Here is a 20114-nt window from a genome sequence, read left to right as displayed (position 1 = left end):
GTCTGCGCCCGGACGTGGCCTGTGCCTATAGGGGAGGGGCGAGGGGCCCCGCAAGCGACGGCTTGGCTTGCCGTGCGACGGCGCCTAAGAAGCCGGCATGAAACAATCCGTGAAGCTGATCGCCGGAAACTGGAAGATGAACGGCTCGGCCGCGAGCCTGGCCGAGATCGAGGCGATGAAGGCCGACGCCGCGATGTCGCCATGGCAGGCCGAGGTGGTGGTGTTTCCGCCGGCGCCGCTGATCGATCGGGTCTCCCGGGCCGTCGGGACCGCGCCCATCGGGGTCGGGGCTCAGGACTGTCGCGCCGAGGCGTCCGGCGCGTTCACGGGGTGCGTCTCGGCCGAAATCCTGCACGACGCCGGCGCGCGCTGGGTGATCCTGGGACATTCCGAGCGTCGCCACGGCCTGCGCGAGACCGACGCGGTGGTCGCCGCCAAGGTCGAAGGCGCGCTGCGGGCGGGGCTGCACCCGATCGTGTGCGTCGGCGAGACGCTGGAGCAGCGAGACGCCGGACAGGCCGAGGCGGTGGTGGCCGCCCAGGTGACGGCGTCCCTGCCCGAGGCGCTCAGCGGGCGGGACTTCACCCTGGCCTATGAGCCGGTCTGGGCGATCGGCTCGGGCCGGACGCCGACGACGGAGGAGATCGCCCGCATGCACGCCGTCATCGCGGACGCGGTGGCGGCGCGTCTGGGCGAGGCCGCCGTAGCGCGAATCCTTTACGGCGGGTCGGTGAACCCGACGAACGCGCCCGACATCCTGGCGACGCCGGGAGTCGACGGGGCGCTGGTCGGCGGCGCCTCGCTGAAAGCCGAGGACTTTCTGGCCATCATCCGCGCAGTCTAGGCTCGATTGCTCCCATCGGGGTTCGGTGATAGACGCCGCCGCTTGATCGGCGGGGCGTTCCGCCACATCTGATTGCGACCATGCTCCAGACCATTCTTCTCGTCGTCATGATCCTCATCTCGCTGGCCATGACCGGCGTGATCCTGCTGCAGCGGTCCGAGGGCGGGGCGCTGGGCATGGGGGGAGGCCCGTCGGGCTTCATGACGGCGCGGGGGGCCGGCAACCTGCTGACCCAGGTGACGTGGATCCTTGGCGCCCTGTTCTTCGTCTGCGCGATCGCCCTGACCATCGTGGGCAACCTGGAACGTCGCAGCGGCTCGATCATCGACGCGGACGCCGTGGGCGCCATCGCCCTCGACGCCCCGTCCGCCGAAGCGCCCGCCGCCGCGGCCCCGCAGCCCGACGCCCCCGCCGCCGGCCAGGCCGCGCCGTCGCTGGACGACCTCGAGGCGAGCCTGCCGGCCGCTTCGGTCGCGCCGGCGCCCGCGGCCCAACCCGCCCCGGCGGAGTAACCGTGGCGGGCGGCCCCTCCGTCGCCCCGCCGCACCCTCAAAGTCTCCAGCGTAAGCCGCCCGAATCGGCGGTAAGGTGATCGCCCATGGCTCGCTACGTGTTCATCACCGGCGGCGTGGTTTCCTCATTGGGAAAAGGCCTCGCTTCCGCCGCGCTCGGCGCGCTCCTGCAGGCGCGGGGCTACAAGGTCCGCCTGAGGAAGCTCGACCCCTATCTGAACGTCGATCCGGGCACGATGAGCCCGTATCAGCACGGCGAGGTCTTCGTGACCGACGACGGGGCCGAGACCGACCTCGACCTCGGCCACTATGAGCGCTTCACCGGCGTCTCGGCGGCGAAGTCGGACAACATCACCACCGGCCGCATCTACTCCACGATCCTGGAGAAGGAACGGCGCGGCGACTATCTGGGCGCCACCGTCCAGGTCATTCCGCACGTCACCGACGAGATCAAACGCTTCGCGATCTCGCCCGCCGTCACGGACGACGGCGAGGAGGTGGATTTCGTGCTGGTGGAGATCGGCGGCACGGTCGGCGATATCGAGGGCCTGCCGTTCTTCGAGGCGATCCGTCAGCTCGGACAGGACCTGCCGCGCGGCCAGTCGTGCTTCGTGCACCTGACGCTGCTGCCCTTCATCAAGACCGCCGGGGAGATGAAGACCAAGCCGACGCAGCATTCGGTCAAGGAGCTCCGCTCCATCGGCATCCAGCCCGATATCCTGCTGTGCCGCTGCGAGCAGCCGATCCCGGCCGACGAGAAGCGCAAGATCGGCCTGTTCTGCAATGTCCGCGAAAGCGGCGTGATCCAGGCGATGGACTCCGCCGACATCTACGCCGTGCCGCTGGACTATCACCGCGAGGGGCTGGATCGCGAGGTCCTGGCCCACTTCGGCATCACCGACGCGCCCGAGCCGGACCTGTCCGGATGGGAGGAGATCGTGCGGCGTCGCACCAACCCCGACGGCGAGGTGACCGTCGCGGTGGTCGGCAAGTACACGGTGCTGAAGGACGCCTACAAGTCCCTGATCGAGGCGCTGCATCACGGCGGCGTGGCCAACAACGTGCGGGTCAACATCGACTGGGTCGAGGCCGAGACCTTCGAAGGCGACCGGGACGCCTGCAACGCGCGCCTGCAGGGCGCCCACGCGATCCTCGTGCCCGGCGGCTTCGGCGAGCGCGGCGCGGAAGGCAAGATCGAGGCGGCCCGGTTCGCGCGGGAGAACAACATCCCGTACTTCGGCATCTGCTTCGGCATGCAGATGGCGGTGCTCGAGGCCGCGCGGAACCTGGCGGGGCTGCCCAAGGCGTCCTCCACCGAGTTCGGGCCGACCGAGGAGCCGGTCGTGGGCCTGATGACCGAGTGGATCCAGGGGAACCAGCGGATCCAGCGGCAGCTGGGCGGCGACCTGGGCGGCACGATGCGGCTGGGGGCGTATGATTCGACGCTGACGCCTGGATCGCGCATCGCCGAGATCTACGGGGCGACCGCCATCAGCGAGCGGCACCGCCACCGCTACGAGGTCAACATCAACTATCGCGAGGCGATCGAAACCAAGGGCGGGCTGGTGTTCGCGGGCCTGTCGCCGGACGGGGTGTTGCCGGAAACGGTCGAACGCACCGACCACCCCTGGTTCATCGGCGTGCAGTATCACCCCGAGCTGAAGAGCCGCCCGTTCGCGCCGCACCCCCTGTTCGCCAGCTTCATCGGCGCGGCCGTGGTCCAGAGCCGGTTGGTGTGACGATCCTGGTCACCGAGCGGCTGAGGCTGCGACCGGCCACGATCGACGATGTGAACGCCTTTCACGCCGTGCTCTCGAACGTCGAGGCGACGCGCTATTGGTCGACGCCGCCGCACCGGACGCTGGAACAGAGCCGCGCCTGGGTCGAGGCCATGATCGCGACGCCGGCGGACGAGGGCGTGGAGTTCGTCGTCGAGCTCGAGGGGCGGGCGGTGGGCAAGGCGGGCTTTTTCCGCCTGCCGGAGATCGGCTTCATCCTGCATCCGAGCGCCTGGGGGCGGGGACTGGCGCGCGAGGCGCTCGTCGCGCTGATCGACCACGTCTTGGCCACCCGTGACCTGCCGACGGTCATCGCCGACGTCGATCCGCGCAACACGCGGTCGCTGCGCCTGCTCGAGGGGCTGGGATTCCGGCGCACGGGGTACAGGGCGCGCACCTACAGGCTGGACGACGGCTGGGCCGACAGCGTCGATCTGGCGCTCGATCGGCGGACCTGGACCTCTCGCGCCGACCCTTGAACTCCGCCGCGAGTTCCGGCATAAGCCGCCGCTCCCGAGGCGGCCCGAGCGGCCGCCGCTATCGTTTATGGCGCGTCCGCCCGGGCGGGCCCCGACCAGAGATTGAGACGGACATGGCCGTTCCGAAGCGAAAAGTATCGCCCTCCCGCCGCAACATGCGTCGCGCCCACGACGCCCTGGGCGCCAACACCTACACCGAGGACAAGGACACCGGCGAGCTGCGCCGTCCTCACCACATCGACCTGAAGACCGGCATGTACCGCGGTCGCCAGGTGCTGACGCCCAAGGAAGACTGAGTTCCTCCAGGGGCGGTGACGAGATTTGACGGCGCGCGAGCTTAATCGCGCGCCGTTTTCGTGCTTGGTGGCGGGCGGACATCCGGAGCCCGCCATGATCAGACCGCTGCTCATCCTTTCCGTCGCCGCGCTGGCGGCCGCCTGCGGGCAGGCCGAGCCGCCGGCTCAGCCCGAGGCGCCGGCCGCGCCCGAGGCCCCCGCGCCGGTCGATGCGAACGCCCTCAGGCCCGAGGGCTGGGGTCCGCTGCGAATCGGTATGACCCGCACGGAGGTCGAGGCCGCCCTGGGGCCCGACGCCAATCCCGACGCCGTCGGCGGCCCCGATCCCCAGTCCTGCGACGAGTTCCGGCCGGAACGCGCGCCCGCCGGCATGCTGGTCATGATCGAGAACGGCGTGCTGACCCGCATCTCCGTCACCGAGCCGGATCTTGAGACCGCCGACGGATTCGGCGTGGGCGCGACGGCGACCGAGGTGAAGGCGGCGCTGGGCGATCGCGCGCGGGCCGAGCCGCACAAGTACGTGGAGGCTCCGGCCGAGTACGTCTTCGCCTGGGCCGAGCCGCGGACGGAGCCCTATGTGCAGGATCCGAACGCCCGGGGCGTCGTCTACGAGGTGGGCGCCGAGGGAACGGTGACGGCGGTGCGGGTCGGCGGGCCCTCGATCCAGTACGTCGAAGGCTGCGCCTGAGTTCGACGGCGGTTGGCGGACGCGCGCCGCCGGTCTAAAGCCCGAGGCGAACGAGGAGCCCCGCCATGACCGACATCGCCGACATCGTCGCCCGCCAGATCCTGGACAGCCGGGGCAATCCCACGGTCGAGGTGGACGTCGTGCTGGAGGACGGCTCGGTCGGTCGCGCGGCGGTGCCCTCGGGCGCCTCGACCGGCGCGCATGAGGCGGTGGAGCTGCGCGACGGCGACGCCTCGCTGTGGGGCGGCAAGGGCGTTCAGAAGGCCGTCGATGCGGTCAACACCGAGATCTTCGACGCCCTGTCCGGCCTCGACGCCGAGGACCAGCGCCACATCGACGAGGTGCTGATCGCTCTGGACGGTACGGACAACAAGGCCCGGCTGGGCGCGAACGCCATCCTTGGCGTCAGCCTGGCCTGCGCCAAGGCCAGCGCGGTCAGCGCCAACCTGCCGCTCCACCGCTACGTCGGCGGCGTCTCGGCCCGCATCCTGCCCACGCCGATGATGAACATCATCAACGGCGGCGCGCACGCCGACAATCCGATCGACATCCAGGAGTTCATGATCCTGCCGACTGGCGCGGAGACCTTCTCCGAGGCCTTGCGGATGGGCGCGGAGATCTTTCACGCCCTGAAGAAGGCGCTGAAGGACGCGGGTCACAACACCAATGTCGGCGACGAGGGCGGCTTCGCGCCGAACCTGGCCTCGGCCGAGGAGGCGCTGAGCTTCATCACCAAGGCCGGGCAGGCGGCGGGCTATCTGGCGGGCGAGGACTTCCACCTGGGTCTCGACGTGGCCTCGACCGAGTTCTTCAAGGACGGCAAGTACCGCCTGGCCGGCGAGGGCAAGACGCTGGATCACGAGGGCATGGTCGCCTATCTGGCCGACCTGTGTGAACGCTTCCCGATCGTGTCGATCGAGGACGGCTGCGCCGAGGACGACTTCGACGGCTGGAAGGCTCTGACGGAGCGCCTGGGCGACCGGGTGCAGCTGGTGGGCGACGACCTGTTCGTGACCAACCCGGCGCGCCTGGCGGCCGGGATCGGCGAGGGGCTGGCGAACTCGATCCTGATCAAGGTCAATCAGATCGGCACGCTTTCGGAGACCCTGGATGCGGTCGATATGGCCCATCGCGCCGGCTACACCGCCGTCATGAGCCATCGCTCGGGCGAGACCGAGGACGCGACCATCGCGGACCTGGCGGTGGCCACCAACTGCGGGCAGATCAAGACCGGCTCTCTGGCGCGGTCGGACCGGACAGCCAAGTACAACCAGCTGCTGCGCATCGAGGAGATGCTGGGCGAGCAGGGGGCCTACTACGGCGACGGCATGCTGCTCAGCCGCTAAGGCTCCGGGCGTGGCGCCACGCCTCGGGATTTAAGGCCAAGCTACGGTTCGTTAGGCATTTTCGCTGAGACTCCGGCAACTGTGTTCGCGCTCAGAAGGAGCGACAGCGTGTCCGAACGGATGAAGCCGTACCTTCCGTCAGCGTTCCTGGCGTTCCTGATCCTCTATCTCGGCGTTCAGGCCCTGACCGGCGAGCGCGGCCTGCTGAGCGGGCCCGAGCGCGATCGTCTGCTGGCCCAGCGCGAGGCCCAGCTCGCGCAGCTCACCTCGGCCCGGTCCGAGCTGGAGACCCGGGTGCGATATCTGCGGTCCGACCATCTCTCCCGCGACCTGCTGGAGGAGCGCGCCCGCGCGGTGCTGGGCGTGGTCGATCCCCGGGATGTGATCGTCCGCGTCTCCGCCTCCGCGCCCGCGACGCCGCGTCGCCCTGAACTTTCGTAACAGGCGAAGCGGCCTCCTTTGCCTTATCGGAACGAAGGCTGCTAAAGCCGCTTTCCGTAACGATAAGAGGCCCCGCCTTTCGGGGCTCAGCCGGGAGATGCCGGATGGCGAGAGCCGCCGCCCAGAAGACCTCGAAGTCGTCTGACAAGAAGCTGCCCAACCGCACGGCGTCCAAGGACGAGCTGCTGCGCTACTATCGGGAGATGGTGCTGATCCGCCGCTTCGAGGAGCGGGCGGGCCAGCTCTACGGGATGGGCCTGATCGGCGGCTTCTGCCACCTGTACATCGGCCAGGAGGCCGTGGCGGTGGGCGTGCAGGCCAGCCAGCAGAAGGGCGACAGCGTCATTACGGGTTACCGCGACCACGGCCACATGCTGGCCGCCGGCATGGACCCCAAGGCCGTCATGGCCGAGCTGACGGGACGTTCCGGCGGCTCGTCGCGCGGCAAGGGCGGGTCGATGCACATGTTCGACGTGCCGACCGGCTTCTACGGCGGTCACGGCATCGTCGGGGCCCAGGTGGCGCTGGGCACGGGTCTGGCCTTCGCCTCGAAGTACCGCGATGACGGCTCGGTCGCCTTCATCTATTTCGGCGACGGCGCGGCCAACCAGGGCCAGGTCTACGAGAGCTTCAACATGGCCCAGCTGTGGAAGCTGCCGGCCATCTACATCATCGAGAACAACCAGTACGCCATGGGGACCTCGATCGAGCGGTCGTCCTCGACGACGGACCTCAGCCAGCGCGGCGCCAGCTTCGGCATCCCCGGCGAGCAGGTGGACGGCATGGACGTGCTGGCGGTCAAGGACGCCACCGAGCGCGCCGTGAAGCGGGCCCGTGAGGGCGGCGGTCCCTTCATCCTGGAGGTGAAGACCTATCGCTATCGCGGCCATTCCATGAGCGATCCGGCCAAGTACCGCACCAAGGAGGAGGTCGACGAGGTCAAGAAGACCCGCGACCCGATCGATCACGTCAAGGCGCTGCTGGCCGACGCCGGCGCGGCCGAGGACGAGATCAAGGCGATCGACGGCGAGATCAAGGCGATCGTCGCCGAGGCCGTGCAGTTCGCCCAGGAAAGCCCCGAGCCGGAGCCGTCCGAGCTCTATACCGACGTCTACGTGGAGGCCTGATCGTGACCGACATCCTGATGCCGGCGCTGTCGCCCACGATGGAAGAGGGCACGCTGTCCAAGTGGCACGTGAAGGTCGGCGACACCGTCTCGGCCGGCGACGTGATCGCCGAGATCGAGACCGACAAGGCGACCATGGAGGTCGAGGCCGTCGACGAGGGCGAGATCGCCGAGATCCTGGTGGCCGAGGGCTCCGAAGGCGTGAAGGTGAATGCCGTGATCGCGCGCCTGAAGGGCGAGGGCGGGGTGGCCACCCCGGCCCAGAACGCCGCCTCGGCCGACGCTCCCGTGGCCAAGCCGGACGCCGCCGAAGCCGCCTCCGGCGAGCCTGAGAAGGCCCCGCCCCAAACCTCGACCCCCAAGGTCGAGCTCAAGGACCCCGAGATTCCGGCCGACGCCAAGCTGGTCAAGACGACCGTCCGCGATGCGCTGCGCGACGCCATGGCCGAGGAGATGCGGCGCGATGAGACCGTCTTCCTGATGGGCGAGGAGGTCGCGCAGTACCAGGGCGCCTACAAGGTCAGCCGCGAGCTCCTGCAGGAGTTCGGCGACCGGCGCGTGGTCGACACCCCGATCACCGAGTACGGCTTCGCCGGCCTGGGCGTCGGCGCGGCGATGGCGGGCCTGAAGCCCATCGTCGAGTTCATGACCTTCAACTTCGCCATGCAGGCGATCGACCACATCATCAACTCGGCCGCCAAGACGCTCTACATGTCGGGCGGTCAGATCCGCGCGCCGATCGTGTTCCGCGGCCCGAACGGCGCCGCCAGCCGCGTGGCCGCCCAGCACAGCCAGGACTACTCGTCCTGGTACGCCCATGTGCCGGGCCTGAAGGTCATCGCGCCCTATGACGCGGCGGACGCCAAGGGCCTGCTGAAGGCCGCGATCCGTGACCCGAACCCCGTCGTCTTCCTCGAGCACGAGATGATGTACGGGCTGGAGTTCGACGTGCCCGAGGTCGAGGACTACGTCCTGCCGATCGGCAAGGCCAAGGTCCGGCGCGAGGGGACGGACGTCACCATCACCGCCCACAGCCGTATGGTCGGCTTCGCCCTCCAGGCCGCCGAGGAACTGGCCAAGGAAGGCGTCGAGGCGGAGGTGATCGACCTCAGGACCCTGCGCCCGCTGGACACCGCGACCATCATCGACAGCGTCAAGAAGACCAACCGCCTGGTCTCCGCCGAGGAGGGCTGGGGCCCGATGGGCGTGGGCGCCGAGGTGGTGGCCCAGGTGATCGAGCACGCCTTCGACTGGCTGGACGCCCAGCCGCTGCGCGTCCACCAGGAGGACGTGCCGCTGCCCTACGCCGCCAACCTGGAGGCTCTGTCGCTGCCGGGCACGGACAAGATCGTGAAGGCGGTGAAGACCGTCCTCAACAAGGCCTAAAGGGAAACCGGCATGACCGACATCCTGATGCCCGCCCTGTCGCCCACGATGGAGGAGGGCGTGCTGGCCAAATGGCACGTCAAGGTCGGCGACACCGTCTCGGCCGGCGACGTGATCGCCGAGATCGAGACCGACAAGGCGACCATGGAGGTCGAGGCCGTCGACGAGGGCGAGGTGCTGGAGATCCTCGTTCCCGAAGGGACCGAAGGCGTGAAGGTCAACGCCGTGATCGCGCGTCTGAAGGGGGAAGGCGGCGCGCCCGCGCCCGCGCCCAAGGCCGACAAGCCCGCGGATGCGCCGAAGCCGGCGGGTCACGAGAGCGGAGAGGCCGTCGCGACGCCCGGGGGCGTGAAGTCGGCCGAGGCGACGCTGCCGCCGAAGAGCGCGCCCGCTTCGAACGACGGCGGCCAGCGCATCTTCGCCTCGCCCCTGGCGCGGCGGCTGGCGAAGGACGCCGGGCTGGACCTGAGGTCGGTGAAGGGCACCGGGCCGCGCGGCCGTATCGTGAAGGCCGACGTCGAAGCCGCCGGCAAGGGCGGCGGCGCGCCCGCCAAGGCCGCGGCCTCCACCCCGGCCGCCGAGCCCCGCAAGGTTCAGTCGCTGGAGCAGATGGGCATCCCGGCCGGCAGCTACGACCTCGTGCCGCTGGACGGCATGAGGAAGGCCATCGCGCGGCGCATGACCGAGAGCTTCCGCGACGTCCCGCACTTCCCGCTGACCATCGACTGCGAGCTGGACGCGCTGTTGGCCGCGCGGGCCAGGATCAACGCCATGCTGGAAAGCAAGGGCGTCAAGATCTCGGTCAACGACATGGTCATCAAGGCCTGCGCCCTGGCCCTCAAGGCGGTGCCGGAGGCGAACGCCTCCTACACGCCCGAGGGTCTGGCGATGCACCACAACGCCGACATCGCCATGGCCGTGGCCATCGAGGGCGGGCTGATCACGCCGATCATCAGGAAGGCCGAGCTGAAGACCCTCGCGGAGATCGCGACCGAGGCCAAGGACCTGGCCAAGCGTGCGCGGGACCGCAAGCTGAAACCCGAGGAGTTCCAGGGCGGCACCTTCAGCGTCTCGAACCTGGGCATGTTCGGCATCAAGAGCTTCGCCTCGATCATCAACGAGCCGCAGGGCGCGATCATGTCGGTCGGCGCCGGCGAACAGCGCCCCGTGGTGAAGAACGGGCAGCTGACGGTCGCCACGGTGATGAGCGTCACCCTGACCTGTGATCACCGCGTGGTGGACGGCGCGACGGGGGCGAAGTTCCTGCAGGCGTTCAAGCCGCTCATCGAAGACCCCATCACGATGCTCGCCTGACGAGGACGCCATGGCCGCCGAATTCGACCTCATCGTCATCGGCTCGGGTCCGGGCGGCTATGTCGCCGCGATCCGCGCCAGCCAGCTGGGCCTGAAGACCGCGATCGTGGAGCGCGAGAGCCTGGGCGGCATCTGCCTCAACTGGGGGTGCATCCCCACCAAGGCGCTGCTGAAGTCGGGCGAGAAGTACGAGTCCCTCAGCCACCTGAAGGACTACGGCCTGTCCGCCGAGAAGATCGGCTTCGACTTCGACGCCATCATCCAGCGCTCGCGCGGCGTGGCCAAGCAGCTGAACCAGGGCGTCGGCTTCCTGATGAAGAAGCACAAGATCGAGGTTATCGAGGGCTCGGCCCGCCTCGAGAAGGGCAAGGACGCGCCCAAGGTCGTGATCGCGCTCAACAAGGGCGGCGAGCGGACGGTCGAGGCGAAGTCGGTGATGCTGGCTGTCGGCGCCCGCGCCCGGGCCCTGCCGCAGATCGGCCTGGAGGCGGACGGCGAGCGCATCTGGGCCTATCGCGAGGCGATGGTCCCGAAGTTCCTGCCGAAGACGATCGTGGTGATCGGCTCGGGGGCCATCGGGATCGAATTCGGCAGCTTCTACCGCGCGCTGGGGGCCGAGGTGACGGTCGTCGAGGCCGTGGACCGCATCATGCCGGTCGAGGACGAGGAGATCTCCAAGGCCGCGCAGAAGGCCTTCGAGAAGCGCGGGATGAAGTTCCGCACCGGCGCGAAGGTGACGAAGGTCAGCAAGGGCAAGACCGGCGTCGAGGTGGCCATCGAGGCGGGCGGCAAGGCCGAAACCCTGTCGGCGGAGGTCTGCATCTCGGCGGTGGGCATCACGGCCAACACCGACGGCATCGGCCTGGACGCGCTGGGCGTCGAGCTGGACCGGGGCCACGTCAAGACCGGGGCGCACGGCGAGACCAATGTGAAGGGCCTCTACGCCATCGGCGACTGCGCCGGCGCGCCCTGGCTGGCGCACAAGGCCAGCCACGAAGGCATCCATGCGGTGGAGCATATCGCCGGCCTGAAGGGCCCGACGCTGAACAGCCCGATCGCCGGCTGCACCTACGCCCAGCCGCAGGTCGCTTCCGTCGGCCTGACCGAGCAGGGCGCAAAGTCTGAAGGCCGCGAGATCAAGGTCGGCCGCTTCCCCTTCCGGGTGAACGGCAAGGCCATCGCCTCGGGCGAGACCGAGGGCTTCGTGAAGACCATCTTCGACGCCAAGACCGGCGCGCTGATCGGCGCCCACATGATCGGCGCGGAAGTCACCGAAATGATCCAGGGTTATGTCACCGCCATCACCATGGAGGCGACGGAGGAGGAGATGCACGGCATCGTCTATCCGCACCCGACCATGTCCGAGGCCATGCACGAGGCGTCGCTGGACGCCTTCGGGCGGGTTCTGCACATCTGAGACGTCACGCCTTGTAGGGCGAGAACTCCGCCGTCAGCGCCGCCATCTCGGCCTCGACGGCCGGACGCTCGTTCTCCAGATAGCGCGCCACGGGCTCCCGCAGGGCCGGGTCGGCGATCCAGTGCGCCGAGCGCACCCGCGTCGGCAGATAGCCGCGCGCGACCTTGTGCTCGCCCTGCGCCCCGGCTTCCACGCGCTTGAGGCCGCGCGCGATGGCGAACTCGATGGCCTGATAGTAGCAGAGCTCGAAGTGGAGGAAGGCGACGTCCTCCAGACAGCCCCATTGCCGGCCATACAGGGCGTCGCGCCCGATCAGGTTGAGCGCGCCGGCGATGGGGCGGCCGTCGCGATAGGCCATCACCAGGGCGATCCGGTCCGCCAGGGTTTCGCCGATCAGGCTGAAGAACATCCTCGTCAGATACGGGCGGCCCCACTTCCGGCCTCCGGTGTCCATGTAGAAGGCGAAGAAGGCGTCCCAGGCGTCCTCGGTCAGGTCGGAGCCGGTGAGGATGCGGATGTCGAGACCCGCCTGCGCTTCGCGCCGTTCGCGCCGGATCGTCTTGCGCCGGTTCGACGACAGGGACCCCAGGAAGTCGTCGAAGGTCGAATAGCCCCGGTTCTGCCAATGGAACTGCTGGTCCTGGCGGAGCAGCAGACCGTGTTCGCCCATGACCCGCCACTCCGCTTCCAGCGGAAAGGTCACGTGAAGCGAGGACACGCCGACCTGCTGGGCGAACTGGACCGCCCCCTGGATCAGGGCCGCGCGGGTGCTGTCAGCGTCCGCCTCGGGCGCGATCAGCAGTCTGGGGCCGGTCACCGGGGTGAAGGGCACGGCGGACAGTAGTTTCGGATAGTAGCGCCCGCCAGCGCGCTCGTAGGCGTCGGCCCAGGCGTGGTCGAAGACGTATTCGCCCTGGCTGTGTCCCTTCAGATAGAGGGGCATCGCGCCCAGCAACCGGCCCTCGGCGTCCGACAGCGTCAGATGCTGGGCCGCCCATCCGGCGCGCCTCACCGCCGAGCCGGACGCCTCGCAGGCGTGCAGAAAGGCGTGGCTGACGAAAGGATCGCCGGTCGGCGCGGCCAACCCGTCCCAGGCGGCGGCGTCGATCTGGTCGATGCCGATATGGGCCTGAAGCGTGAGGCTCACTTCACCTCGACGATCGCATCGACCTCGACCGCGAAGCCGAGCGGGAGGCGATAGACCCCGACGGCCGAACGCGCGTGGCGGCCGGCGTCGCCAAACACCTCGACCATCAGGTCCGAGCAGCCGTTGATGACCTTCGGAATGTCGGTGAACTCCGGGCCCGCCTGCACGAAGCCGCCGAGCTTCACGACGCGCGCGACGCGGTTCAGGTCTCCGCCCAGCGCCGCCTTCATCTGGGCCAGCAGATTGATCCCGCACAGACGCGCCCCGGCCTGGGCCTGCTCCAGAGACACGTCGACCCCGACCGTGCCCTTGATGCCGCCGGAGGCGTCGTTCGACAGTTGGCCGGAGATGTGCAGCAGCTCGCCGGACCGCACCGACGGCACGTAGTTGGCCACCGCGGCGGCGGGTTCGGGCAGCTCGATGCCGAGTTCGGCCAGGCGCGCGTCGATGCTCATGAAGGGCTCTCCGGTGAACGTTTCCGCCGATGTAGCGATCCTCGGCGACGCTGGCCACCGGGGCGCTTCGCCGCTAGTCATCCGGCCAACAAACAGACACGGGAGAGACGCCATGGCCTTCGAGAAGATCGCCTTCATCGGCCTTGGGAACATGGGCGGCGGCATGGCCGCGAACCAGGCCAAGGCGGGCCGCGAGGTGAGGGCGTTCGACCTCAGCGACGCCGCGCTGGCGCGCGCCGAGGCGGCCGGGTGCCGCCGGGCGACGTCGATCGCCGACGCCGTGTCCGAAGCCGACGCGGTCATCACCATGCTGCCCGCCGGCCCGCATGTGCTGTCGGTCTATGCGGAACAGGTGCTCGGCCACGCGCCGAAGTCGGCCCTGCTTCTGGACTGCTCGACCATCGACGTGGAGACGGCGCGCACGGTGGCCGGACTGGCTTCGGAGCAGGGCTATGTCTTCGCCGACGCGCCGGTGTCGGGCGGCACGGCGGCGGCGGACGCCGGCACGCTGGCCTTCATGGTCGGCTGCGACGAGGCGGCCTTTCCAGGAGTGGAGCAGGCGCTCGAGCCCATGAGCCGAATCACCATCCGCGCCGGCGACCACGGGGCGGGGCAGGCGGCGAAGATCTGCAACAACATGCTTCTGGGCGTCAGCATGATCGGGGTCTGCGAGGCCGTGGCCCTCGCCGAGCGTCTGGGGCTGGATCCGGAGCGGTTCTTCGAGATCGCGTCCAAGTCCTCGGGCCAGTGCTGGAGCGTGACCAGCTACTATCCGTGGCCGGGGCCGGTGCCCGCCGCGCCGTCGAATCGCGGCTATGCGGGAGGGTTCGCCACGGCGATGATGCTGAAGGATCTCAAGCTGGCGCAGGACGCGGCGGCGAAGGCGGGCGCGACGACACCGATGGGGGCCCAGGCGGAGGCGCTCTACGCGCTCTTCGATCGGCTCGGCCATGGCGGCAAGGACTTCTCGGCCATGATCCAAATGCTGCGCGGGCGACTGGACGAGCTGAATTGATCGGGATCAAGGATTCGGAAAGGGGATCGGGCCAGCCTCGGACATGGCCCCGAGCGTATTTGAGAACCGTTATCGATTAAGGGGTTGCGGCCATTTGCGCGGGTCCGTTTCTGGACTTTCGCGAGCGGCGGGAGCAAACACCCCCTGCTGGGGCGATAACCGAAAGACCGCCGTTCTTGTTTGACTATAAGTCCGCCTTTGAACGCTCGATCGAGCAGGTGAGGGTCGAGGGCCGTTATCGGGTCTTCGCCGACCTGAAGCGGGTGCGCGGCCGCTTTCCGCGCGCCGTGCGGCGGCGCGAGGACGGCACGGAACAGGACGTGGTCGTCTGGTGCTCGAACGACTATCTCGGCATGGGCCAGCACCCGGTCGTGACCGAGGCGATGCAGGCCGAGATCGAGGCGGCGGGCGCGGGCGCCGGCGGCACGCGCAACATCTCCGGCACGACACGCTCGGCGGTCGACCTGGAGGCCGAGCTCGCGGACTGGCATCAGAAGGAGGCGGCGCTTCTCTTCACCTCCGGCTATGTGGCCAATGAGGCGACGCTGGCGACCCTGCAGAAGATCCTGCCGGGCCTGATCATCTTCTCGGACGCGCTGAACCACGCCTCGATGATCGCGGGCATTCGCCATGGCGGATGCGAGCGGCACGTGTTCCGACACAACGATCTCGAGCACCTTGAAGGCCTGCTCGCGGCGGCGCCCGCCGGGGCCCCCAAGCTGATCGCCTTCGAGAGCGTCTATTCGATGGACGGCGACATCGCCGACCTGAAGGGCACGATCGCGCTGGCGCACAAGTACGGCGCCATGACCTACTTGGACGAGGTCCATGCGGTCGGTCTCTACGGCCCGCGCGGCGCGGGCGTCGCCGAGCGCGACGGGGTGCTGGACCAGATCGACATCATCGAGTGCACCCTCGGCAAGGCCATCGGCGTCATGGGCGGCTACATCGCCGCCGACGCGGTGATCGTCGACGCCATTCGCAGCTGGGCCTCCGGCTTCATCTTCACCACCAGCCTGCCGCCGGCTCTGACCGCCGGGGCCCTGGCCTCGGTGCGCCACCTGAAGGCTCACCCGGAGCTGCGTGACCGTCACCAGGAGCGCGCCCGGACGCTGAAGGCCCGCTTCGCCGCCGCCGGCATTCCCGTGATGCCCAGCGAAAGCCACATCGTGCCGGTGTTCGTCGGCGACCCGGTGCACGCCAAGATGATCTCCGACATGCTGCTGGACGAGCACGGGATCTATGTCCAGCCGATCAACTATCCGACCGTGCCCAAGGGCACCGAGCGCCTGCGCTTCACCCCGTCGCCGGACCATGACGACGGCATGATGGACGAGCTGGTCCGGGCCATGGACAAGCTCTGGACCCACTGCAACGTGGCCCGTCGACCCGCCGCCGCCTGATCGATCGCGCCGGGTCGTTCGGCAGCCGGATGACAGACGTGCCGCCGCTCGCTTACCATGGGTCCATGAGGCCCGCCGATCCGTTCACGCGCCTGTCGGACTATCCCGAACATCGCGCCTTCGTCGGGCAGCCCCAGCGCTACGACCTGGCCGGCGGGTCGCAGTTCGCGCTCCTGTTCCTTCTGGGCCTTCGCGAGCACCACCGCCTGCTGGATTTCGGCTGCGGCTCCCTCCGCCTCGGGCGGCTCGTGATTCCCTATCTCAAGGCCGGCGGCTATTTCGGCATCGAGCCGGACCGGGCCCTGGTGGACGCCGGGCTGGACCACGAGCTCGGTCGCGACGCCCTTACGCTGCGCCGGCCGCGGTTTCTGCATACGAGCGACTTTCGGGCCGACGGATTCGATACGACCTTCGACTTCATCATCGCCCAGTCGGTGTTCTCCCACACGGGCGTAGCCTGGGTTCGACGCGCGCTGGCGTCCTTCGCTCAGGTCCTGGAGCCGGGTGGGCTGGTCGTCGCCAACTTCCTGCTAGGTCCGGAGGGGTTCGGCCCCTCGCCGGAGACCACGGACTGGGTCTATCCGGAATGCGTGGCCTATATGCCGGATCGGCTACAGGCGCTGGCCGCCGAGGCGGGGCTCGTGATGCGCGCGTGCCCGTGGCCGCATCCGGAACTGCACTGGTTCGTATTCGCCCGGGAGGAAGCGGCCCTGCCGCCCCGTGAGGCGCTGGGCGCCCTCAGGGTCGCGCCGCCGGCGTGGCGCTCATGAATCCCGAGCTGGGCGAGGTCATCATCGAGAAGGTGCGCAACGGCGCCTTCCTGAAGGTCTCGGCGATCCATGTGGCCACCGGTCTCGAGGTCTCGGCCGTCGGTCCGGTGCATGAGCCGCACGGCGTCGAGCGCGTCGCGATCGCGAAGCTGACGCGCGCGCTGGAACAGTCCAGGTCCCGATGAGCCGCTTCGACCTTTCGACACCGCTGGGCCGTTTGAGGACCTGGATCGACTACCTGCTGAAGGATCACGCCTTCCTGCGGCTGGGATTCGGCAACGCCCACTGGCTGGGGCCGGATCTGGTGCGGACCAACCAACCTTCGCCCGCCCAGCTCGCCTACTGGAAGCGGCGCGGCGTCCGCACCGTGATAAACCTGCGCGGCGCGCGCGACGAGAGCTACTATCTGCTCGAGGCGGACGCCTGCAGCCATCTGGGTCTGACGCTGATCGACGCTCCGCTCGACTCGCGCGACCCCCCGGAGGCGTCGCGGGTGCGGCGGGCCCGGGACCTGTTCCAAACCATCGCCTATCCCGCGCTCATCCATTGCAAGTCGGGCGCGGATCGCGCCGGGCTTATGGCCGTGCTCTATCGGCATTTCCATCTGGGCGAGCCGGTCTCAAAGGCGATATCCGAGCTGGGCAAGCGAACCCTGCACCATCGGGAGGGGCTGACCGGCGTGCTGGACTACACGCTCGAGCGCTACATCGAGGAGGGCGAGCCCGCCGGCTTGGATTTCCTGCAGTGGGTGGAGCGGCCGGAGTATGATCCGAAGGCGATCCGGGCCCAGTTCAAGGCCAGCTGGTGGGGCACGCTGCTGACGGAACGCCTGCTGCGCCGGGAGTGATCAACCCCAGGGCCGCTGGGGATCACGCGGCGCGGGCGGGGGCGGCGCGACCCGCCGTTCGCGAGCCTGCCGGTCGCGGCGACGTTCGGCCAGGTGACGGTTCAGGACGACCAGCATGTACGCGAGCATGGTGACGCTCGCGAGCGCGGCGAACACCGTCTGTCCGTCCATATCGGCCCCAAGCATGTTCATGGCCTTCGCTCGGTCTCCTCAGGCGCCGCGCGCGTGATGGGGTCGCTCCAGGCGGTGTCCTTCTCGGCCGTCTCCAGCGGCGTCGGCTTGTGGCGTCGCGCGTGCAGCGCCAGCGCCGCCACCGCGATCAACGCCAGAATAACCGCGATCAGGGTGGGAATCATCCGTGGCTCCTCGTTTGGTCACGCTTGAGAAGCGCGCGAGGCCGCCCCCGCGTTCCGTGATCACGCGTGGCCGCGGGGGTCGATCAGGCGGTGAGCATGCAGGATGAAGTAGCGCATGTGGGCGTTATCGACGGTCGCCTGGGCGCGGGCTTTCCAGGCCTTGCGGGCCTCCGCGTAGTTCGGGAAGGCGCCGACGAACTCGACTTTAGAGAGATCGCGGAACACCGGCTGGTCCAAATGACGCAGCTCGCCGCCGATGACGAGGTGGAGCAGCTGCGGGGTTTCGGTCTCGGCCATGGCGCACCGTGGGTTCTGGGGGAGGGGATCAGATGGCGAGCGGGATAGACGCCGAGCGCCTGACGATCAACGGGTGCAGCGCGGGCGCGGCGCAGACCAGGCTCGCCTGACGGGGGTCCGGGCGGTTGAAGGCCCAGGGTCGCCCGTGGTGATCGCTGACCCTGGCTCCGGCCTCCTGGGCGATCAGCGCGCCGGCGCAGACGTCCCAGTCCCACTTCGGCGTCAATGCGAGCGCCGCGTCGAAGGCGCCGGCGGCGACCAAGGCCATGCGATAGGCCAGGGCGTTCCGCTTGGAGAAGCGCATGGCGGGCCAGGGCTCGGGCCAGTCGCGACCTTCCAGCAGGCGGGCGTCCGCCAGGACCTCGGCGTCCTCGAGATCATCGACGTCGGACGCCGAAATGGCCCGTCCGTTCAGGCTGGCCCCGCCCCCCGCGACGGCCACGAAGGTCTCGTCCAGCACGGGCGCATGGATCACCGCGGCCACGGGCAGTCCGTCGGCGACGACCGCGATCGGCACGCACCACCAGGGCTTGTCCTTCATGAAGGCGACCGTGCCGTCGATCGGATCGACCACGAAGACGCGGCGGCGACCCAGCCGCTCGGGACTGTCGGCGGTCTCCTCGGACAGCCAGCCGTAGTCCGGCCGCGCCCGCAGAAGCCGGTCCTTGAGCAGCGCATCGACGGCCATATCCGCGTCCGTGACCGGGGAGCCGCCGGACTTGGACCAGATCTTCAAGCCCCGACGCCGGTGCTCCAGCGCGAGGGCGCCGGCCGCGACCGCCGCGTCCCGGATCATGTCGAGGTCTTCGGCGAGCGTCGTCATTTGCCCGCGATCGCGACCGCATCGAAGAGCAGCGAAGGGCTGTTCAGCGCGTCGTGAAACTCCAGGTCCGCGCCGGGCACGAGGCGCGCATAGAGGTCGGTCAGGTTGCCGGCGACGGTCACCTCGCTGACGGGGTGGACGATGTCCCCACCCTCGAACCAGAAGCCGTTCACGCCGGCGGACCAGTCGCCGGTGTTGGCGTTGAGCGACGGGCCGAACATGCCGGTGACCAGGAGCCCCCGATCCGCCTGGGCCATCAGCCCGGCGAGGTCGTTCCGACCCGGTGTCAGATGCGCATTGTGGACCGAGACTCCGGCCGGTCCGGCCGATCCCCTGGCGCCGTGCCCGGTGGAGCGCAGGCCGAGCTGGCGCGCGGAGGCGGTGTTCAACAGCCAGGTGGCGATCACGCCGTCTTCCACGATCGCCCGAGCGGCGACCCGCACGCCCTCGTCGTCGAAGGGCGTCGAGCCGAGCCCGCGAGGGCGGAACGGGTCGTCCAGCAGGCTGACGCCCTCCGGAAGCACGCGCTGTCCCAGCCGGTCCTTGAGGAAGGACGTCCCGCGCGCCACCGAGGGGCCGGAGACGGCGCCGAGGAGCGGCGACAACAGGGCGGCGGCGATGCGGTTCTCGAAGATCACGGGCGCGGTCGTGGAGCCGATCTTGCGGGCTCCGATCTTGGCGGCGGCGCGCTCGCCGACCCGCCGCCCAAGGTCTCCCGGGCCGATGAGATCGGACAAATGCCGCACGGCGCGTCCCTCGCCGGCGCGCTCCATGACCCCGTCCTTCTCGGCGATGACGCTGGCGCTGAGCGAGAAGCGGCTGTGCTGTCGGGCGGCGTCGAAGCCTTCGGACGTCACCAGTCGCCAGCGACCGCGCGACCAGGCGGCGTCCGCGCCCTCGGACCGGCTGACGCCCGCGATGGCCAGCGCCGCGGCCTCGGTCGCTCGGGCCGTGGCCTCCAGAGCTTCGGGCGAGCGCTCGGTCGCGTCATGGAGGTCGAGGTCTGGAAAGGGGCCGACCGCGAGGTCAGAGGCGTCCGCCAAGCCGCCGAAAGGATCTTCGGGCGCCAGCGCCGCCATGGCGACCGCCCGTTCGACCAGGCGACGCCGGGCGTCCGCCGAGAGGCTGGAGCTGGACACCACCGCCTGTCGGCGCCCGACGAACACGCGCAGCGACAGATCGCGGCTTTCCTCCCGCTCGACCTCCTCCAGCGCGCTGTTGCGCACCCCGACGGACAGGGCCTCGCGTTCCGAGAGAATGGCCTCCGCCGCGTCCGCCCCCGCCTTGAGCGCGTGTTCGATGAGCGACGGCAGGATGTCGTCGGCGGGCGTGGCGGGCTCAGGAGAGGACATGCGCCGGATATGGCCGACCCCG

At 69.4% G+C, this 20114-nt stretch carries 24 protein-coding genes; 17 read left to right on the top strand and 7 right to left on the bottom strand.

The window, feature by feature from the left end:
• Window positions 1-97: 97 nt before the first annotated feature.
• From tpiA to lpdA, 12 genes are all read left to right on the top strand, one after another.
• On the top strand, window positions 98-844 hold the full coding sequence (gene tpiA / locus ACFFGE_RS02135) for a triose-phosphate isomerase (RefSeq protein WP_376833848.1): 747 nt from the start codon (window positions 98-100) through the stop codon (window positions 842-844).
• 80 nt (window positions 845-924) lie between these two features.
• Window positions 925-1356 carry a preprotein translocase subunit SecG gene (gene secG, locus ACFFGE_RS02130; protein ID WP_376833846.1) on the top strand — a complete coding sequence of 144 codons (432 nt, stop codon included), beginning with the start codon at window positions 925-927 and terminating at the stop codon, window positions 1354-1356.
• A gap of 86 nt (window positions 1357-1442) precedes the next feature.
• On the top strand, window positions 1443-3095 hold the full coding sequence (pyrG, locus tag ACFFGE_RS02125; protein WP_376833844.1) for a CTP synthase: 1653 nt from the start codon (window positions 1443-1445) through the stop codon (window positions 3093-3095).
• Window positions 3092-3613: a GNAT family N-acetyltransferase gene (locus ACFFGE_RS02120; RefSeq protein WP_376833842.1), complete on the top strand. Its 522-nt coding sequence runs from the start codon at window positions 3092-3094 to the stop codon at window positions 3611-3613. The genes pyrG and ACFFGE_RS02120 overlap by 4 nt, the downstream gene beginning before the upstream one ends.
• A gap of 113 nt (window positions 3614-3726) precedes the next feature.
• Complete coding sequence (gene rpmF / locus ACFFGE_RS02115) at window positions 3727-3909, top strand: 50S ribosomal protein L32 (RefSeq protein WP_376833840.1); 183 nt, start codon at window positions 3727-3729, stop codon at window positions 3907-3909.
• Window positions 3910-4003: 94 nt separating this feature from the next.
• Window positions 4004-4597 carry a hypothetical protein gene (locus ACFFGE_RS02110; RefSeq protein ID WP_376833838.1) on the top strand — a complete coding sequence of 198 codons (594 nt, stop codon included), beginning with the start codon at window positions 4004-4006 and terminating at the stop codon, window positions 4595-4597.
• Window positions 4598-4662: 65 nt separating this feature from the next.
• A complete protein-coding gene (gene eno / locus ACFFGE_RS02105) occupies window positions 4663-5943 on the top strand; it encodes a phosphopyruvate hydratase (RefSeq protein WP_376833836.1) in 1281 nt (426 codons plus the stop codon).
• A gap of 120 nt (window positions 5944-6063) precedes the next feature.
• Complete coding sequence (locus ACFFGE_RS02100; protein WP_376835186.1) at window positions 6064-6384, top strand: FtsB family cell division protein; 321 nt, start codon at window positions 6064-6066, stop codon at window positions 6382-6384.
• Between the two features lie 104 nt (window positions 6385-6488).
• Entirely contained in the window at window positions 6489-7511 is a 1023-nt protein-coding gene (pdhA, locus tag ACFFGE_RS02095; protein ID WP_376833834.1) for a pyruvate dehydrogenase (acetyl-transferring) E1 component subunit alpha, read from the top strand.
• A gap of 2 nt (window positions 7512-7513) precedes the next feature.
• On the top strand, window positions 7514-8896 hold the full coding sequence (locus ACFFGE_RS02090) for a pyruvate dehydrogenase complex E1 component subunit beta (protein WP_376833832.1): 1383 nt from the start codon (window positions 7514-7516) through the stop codon (window positions 8894-8896).
• 12 nt (window positions 8897-8908) lie between these two features.
• Window positions 8909-10210, top strand: a complete 1302-nt coding sequence (locus tag ACFFGE_RS02085; RefSeq protein WP_376833830.1) for a pyruvate dehydrogenase complex dihydrolipoamide acetyltransferase — start codon at window positions 8909-8911, stop codon at window positions 10208-10210.
• Between the two features lie 10 nt (window positions 10211-10220).
• On the top strand, window positions 10221-11627 hold the full coding sequence (lpdA, locus tag ACFFGE_RS02080; protein WP_376833828.1) for a dihydrolipoyl dehydrogenase: 1407 nt from the start codon (window positions 10221-10223) through the stop codon (window positions 11625-11627).
• A 4-nt stretch (window positions 11628-11631) separates the two neighbouring features.
• Here the strand turns inward: lpdA and ACFFGE_RS02075 are convergent, their stop codons facing one another.
• A complete protein-coding gene (locus ACFFGE_RS02075) occupies window positions 11632-12774 on the bottom strand; it encodes a GNAT family N-acetyltransferase (RefSeq protein ID WP_376833826.1) in 1143 nt (380 codons plus the stop codon).
• The gene (locus ACFFGE_RS02070; protein WP_376833824.1) at window positions 12771-13229 is read right to left on the bottom strand and encodes a RidA family protein; all 459 of its coding nucleotides are present in this window, start codon (window positions 13227-13229) and stop codon (window positions 12771-12773) included. The genes ACFFGE_RS02075 and ACFFGE_RS02070 overlap by 4 nt, the downstream gene beginning before the upstream one ends.
• Window positions 13230-13341: 112 nt before the next feature.
• Here ACFFGE_RS02070 and mmsB point away from each other — a divergent pair, with 112 nt between their 5' ends.
• The 5 genes from mmsB (at window position 13342) to ACFFGE_RS02045 (ending at window position 17264) form a co-directional block, all read left to right on the top strand.
• Window positions 13342-14244 (top strand): 3-hydroxyisobutyrate dehydrogenase, encoded by a 903-nt coding sequence (gene mmsB, locus ACFFGE_RS02065; RefSeq protein ID WP_376833822.1) that lies wholly within the window; start codon window positions 13342-13344, stop codon window positions 14242-14244.
• Between the two features lie 176 nt (window positions 14245-14420).
• Window positions 14421-15647 (top strand): 5-aminolevulinate synthase, encoded by a 1227-nt coding sequence (gene hemA, locus ACFFGE_RS02060; protein ID WP_376833820.1) that lies wholly within the window; start codon window positions 14421-14423, stop codon window positions 15645-15647.
• Between the two features lie 38 nt (window positions 15648-15685).
• Entirely contained in the window at window positions 15686-16417 is a 732-nt protein-coding gene (locus ACFFGE_RS02055) for a class I SAM-dependent methyltransferase (protein WP_376833818.1), read from the top strand.
• A complete protein-coding gene (locus ACFFGE_RS02050; RefSeq protein WP_376833816.1) occupies window positions 16414-16602 on the top strand; it encodes a DUF6898 family protein in 189 nt (62 codons plus the stop codon). The genes ACFFGE_RS02055 and ACFFGE_RS02050 overlap by 4 nt, the downstream gene beginning before the upstream one ends.
• A complete protein-coding gene (locus ACFFGE_RS02045) occupies window positions 16599-17264 on the top strand; it encodes a protein tyrosine phosphatase family protein (protein ID WP_376833814.1) in 666 nt (221 codons plus the stop codon). Before ACFFGE_RS02050 ends, ACFFGE_RS02045 begins: the two co-directional genes overlap by 4 nt.
• Here ACFFGE_RS02045 and ACFFGE_RS02040 read toward each other — a convergent pair whose 3' ends face one another.
• From ACFFGE_RS02040 to ACFFGE_RS02020, 5 genes are read right to left on the bottom strand one after another with little or no spacing between them, the layout of a single operon-like run.
• Entirely contained in the window at window positions 17265-17450 is a 186-nt protein-coding gene (locus ACFFGE_RS02040; RefSeq protein WP_376833812.1) for a hypothetical protein, read from the bottom strand.
• A 2-nt stretch (window positions 17451-17452) separates the two neighbouring features.
• Window positions 17453-17620: a hypothetical protein gene (locus ACFFGE_RS02035; RefSeq protein ID WP_376833810.1), complete on the bottom strand. Its 168-nt coding sequence runs from the start codon at window positions 17618-17620 to the stop codon at window positions 17453-17455.
• A gap of 60 nt (window positions 17621-17680) precedes the next feature.
• A complete protein-coding gene (locus ACFFGE_RS02030) occupies window positions 17681-17917 on the bottom strand; it encodes a DUF4170 domain-containing protein (protein ID WP_376833809.1) in 237 nt (78 codons plus the stop codon).
• Between the two features lie 28 nt (window positions 17918-17945).
• Complete coding sequence (locus tag ACFFGE_RS02025; protein ID WP_376833807.1) at window positions 17946-18740, bottom strand: 3'(2'),5'-bisphosphate nucleotidase CysQ; 795 nt, start codon at window positions 18738-18740, stop codon at window positions 17946-17948.
• The gene (locus ACFFGE_RS02020) at window positions 18737-20092 is read right to left on the bottom strand and encodes a TldD/PmbA family protein (RefSeq protein WP_376833805.1); all 1356 of its coding nucleotides are present in this window, start codon (window positions 20090-20092) and stop codon (window positions 18737-18739) included. Before ACFFGE_RS02020 ends, ACFFGE_RS02025 begins: the two co-directional genes overlap by 4 nt.
• Between the last annotated feature and the right edge of the window lie 22 nt (window positions 20093-20114).

This window comes from Brevundimonas balnearis (assembly GCF_042434805.1).
GTDB lineage: Bacteria > Pseudomonadota > Alphaproteobacteria > Caulobacterales > Caulobacteraceae > Brevundimonas > Brevundimonas balnearis.
The sequence above is the reverse complement of the archived record's forward strand: the minus strand, read 5'-3'. Positions and strand labels throughout refer to the sequence as shown.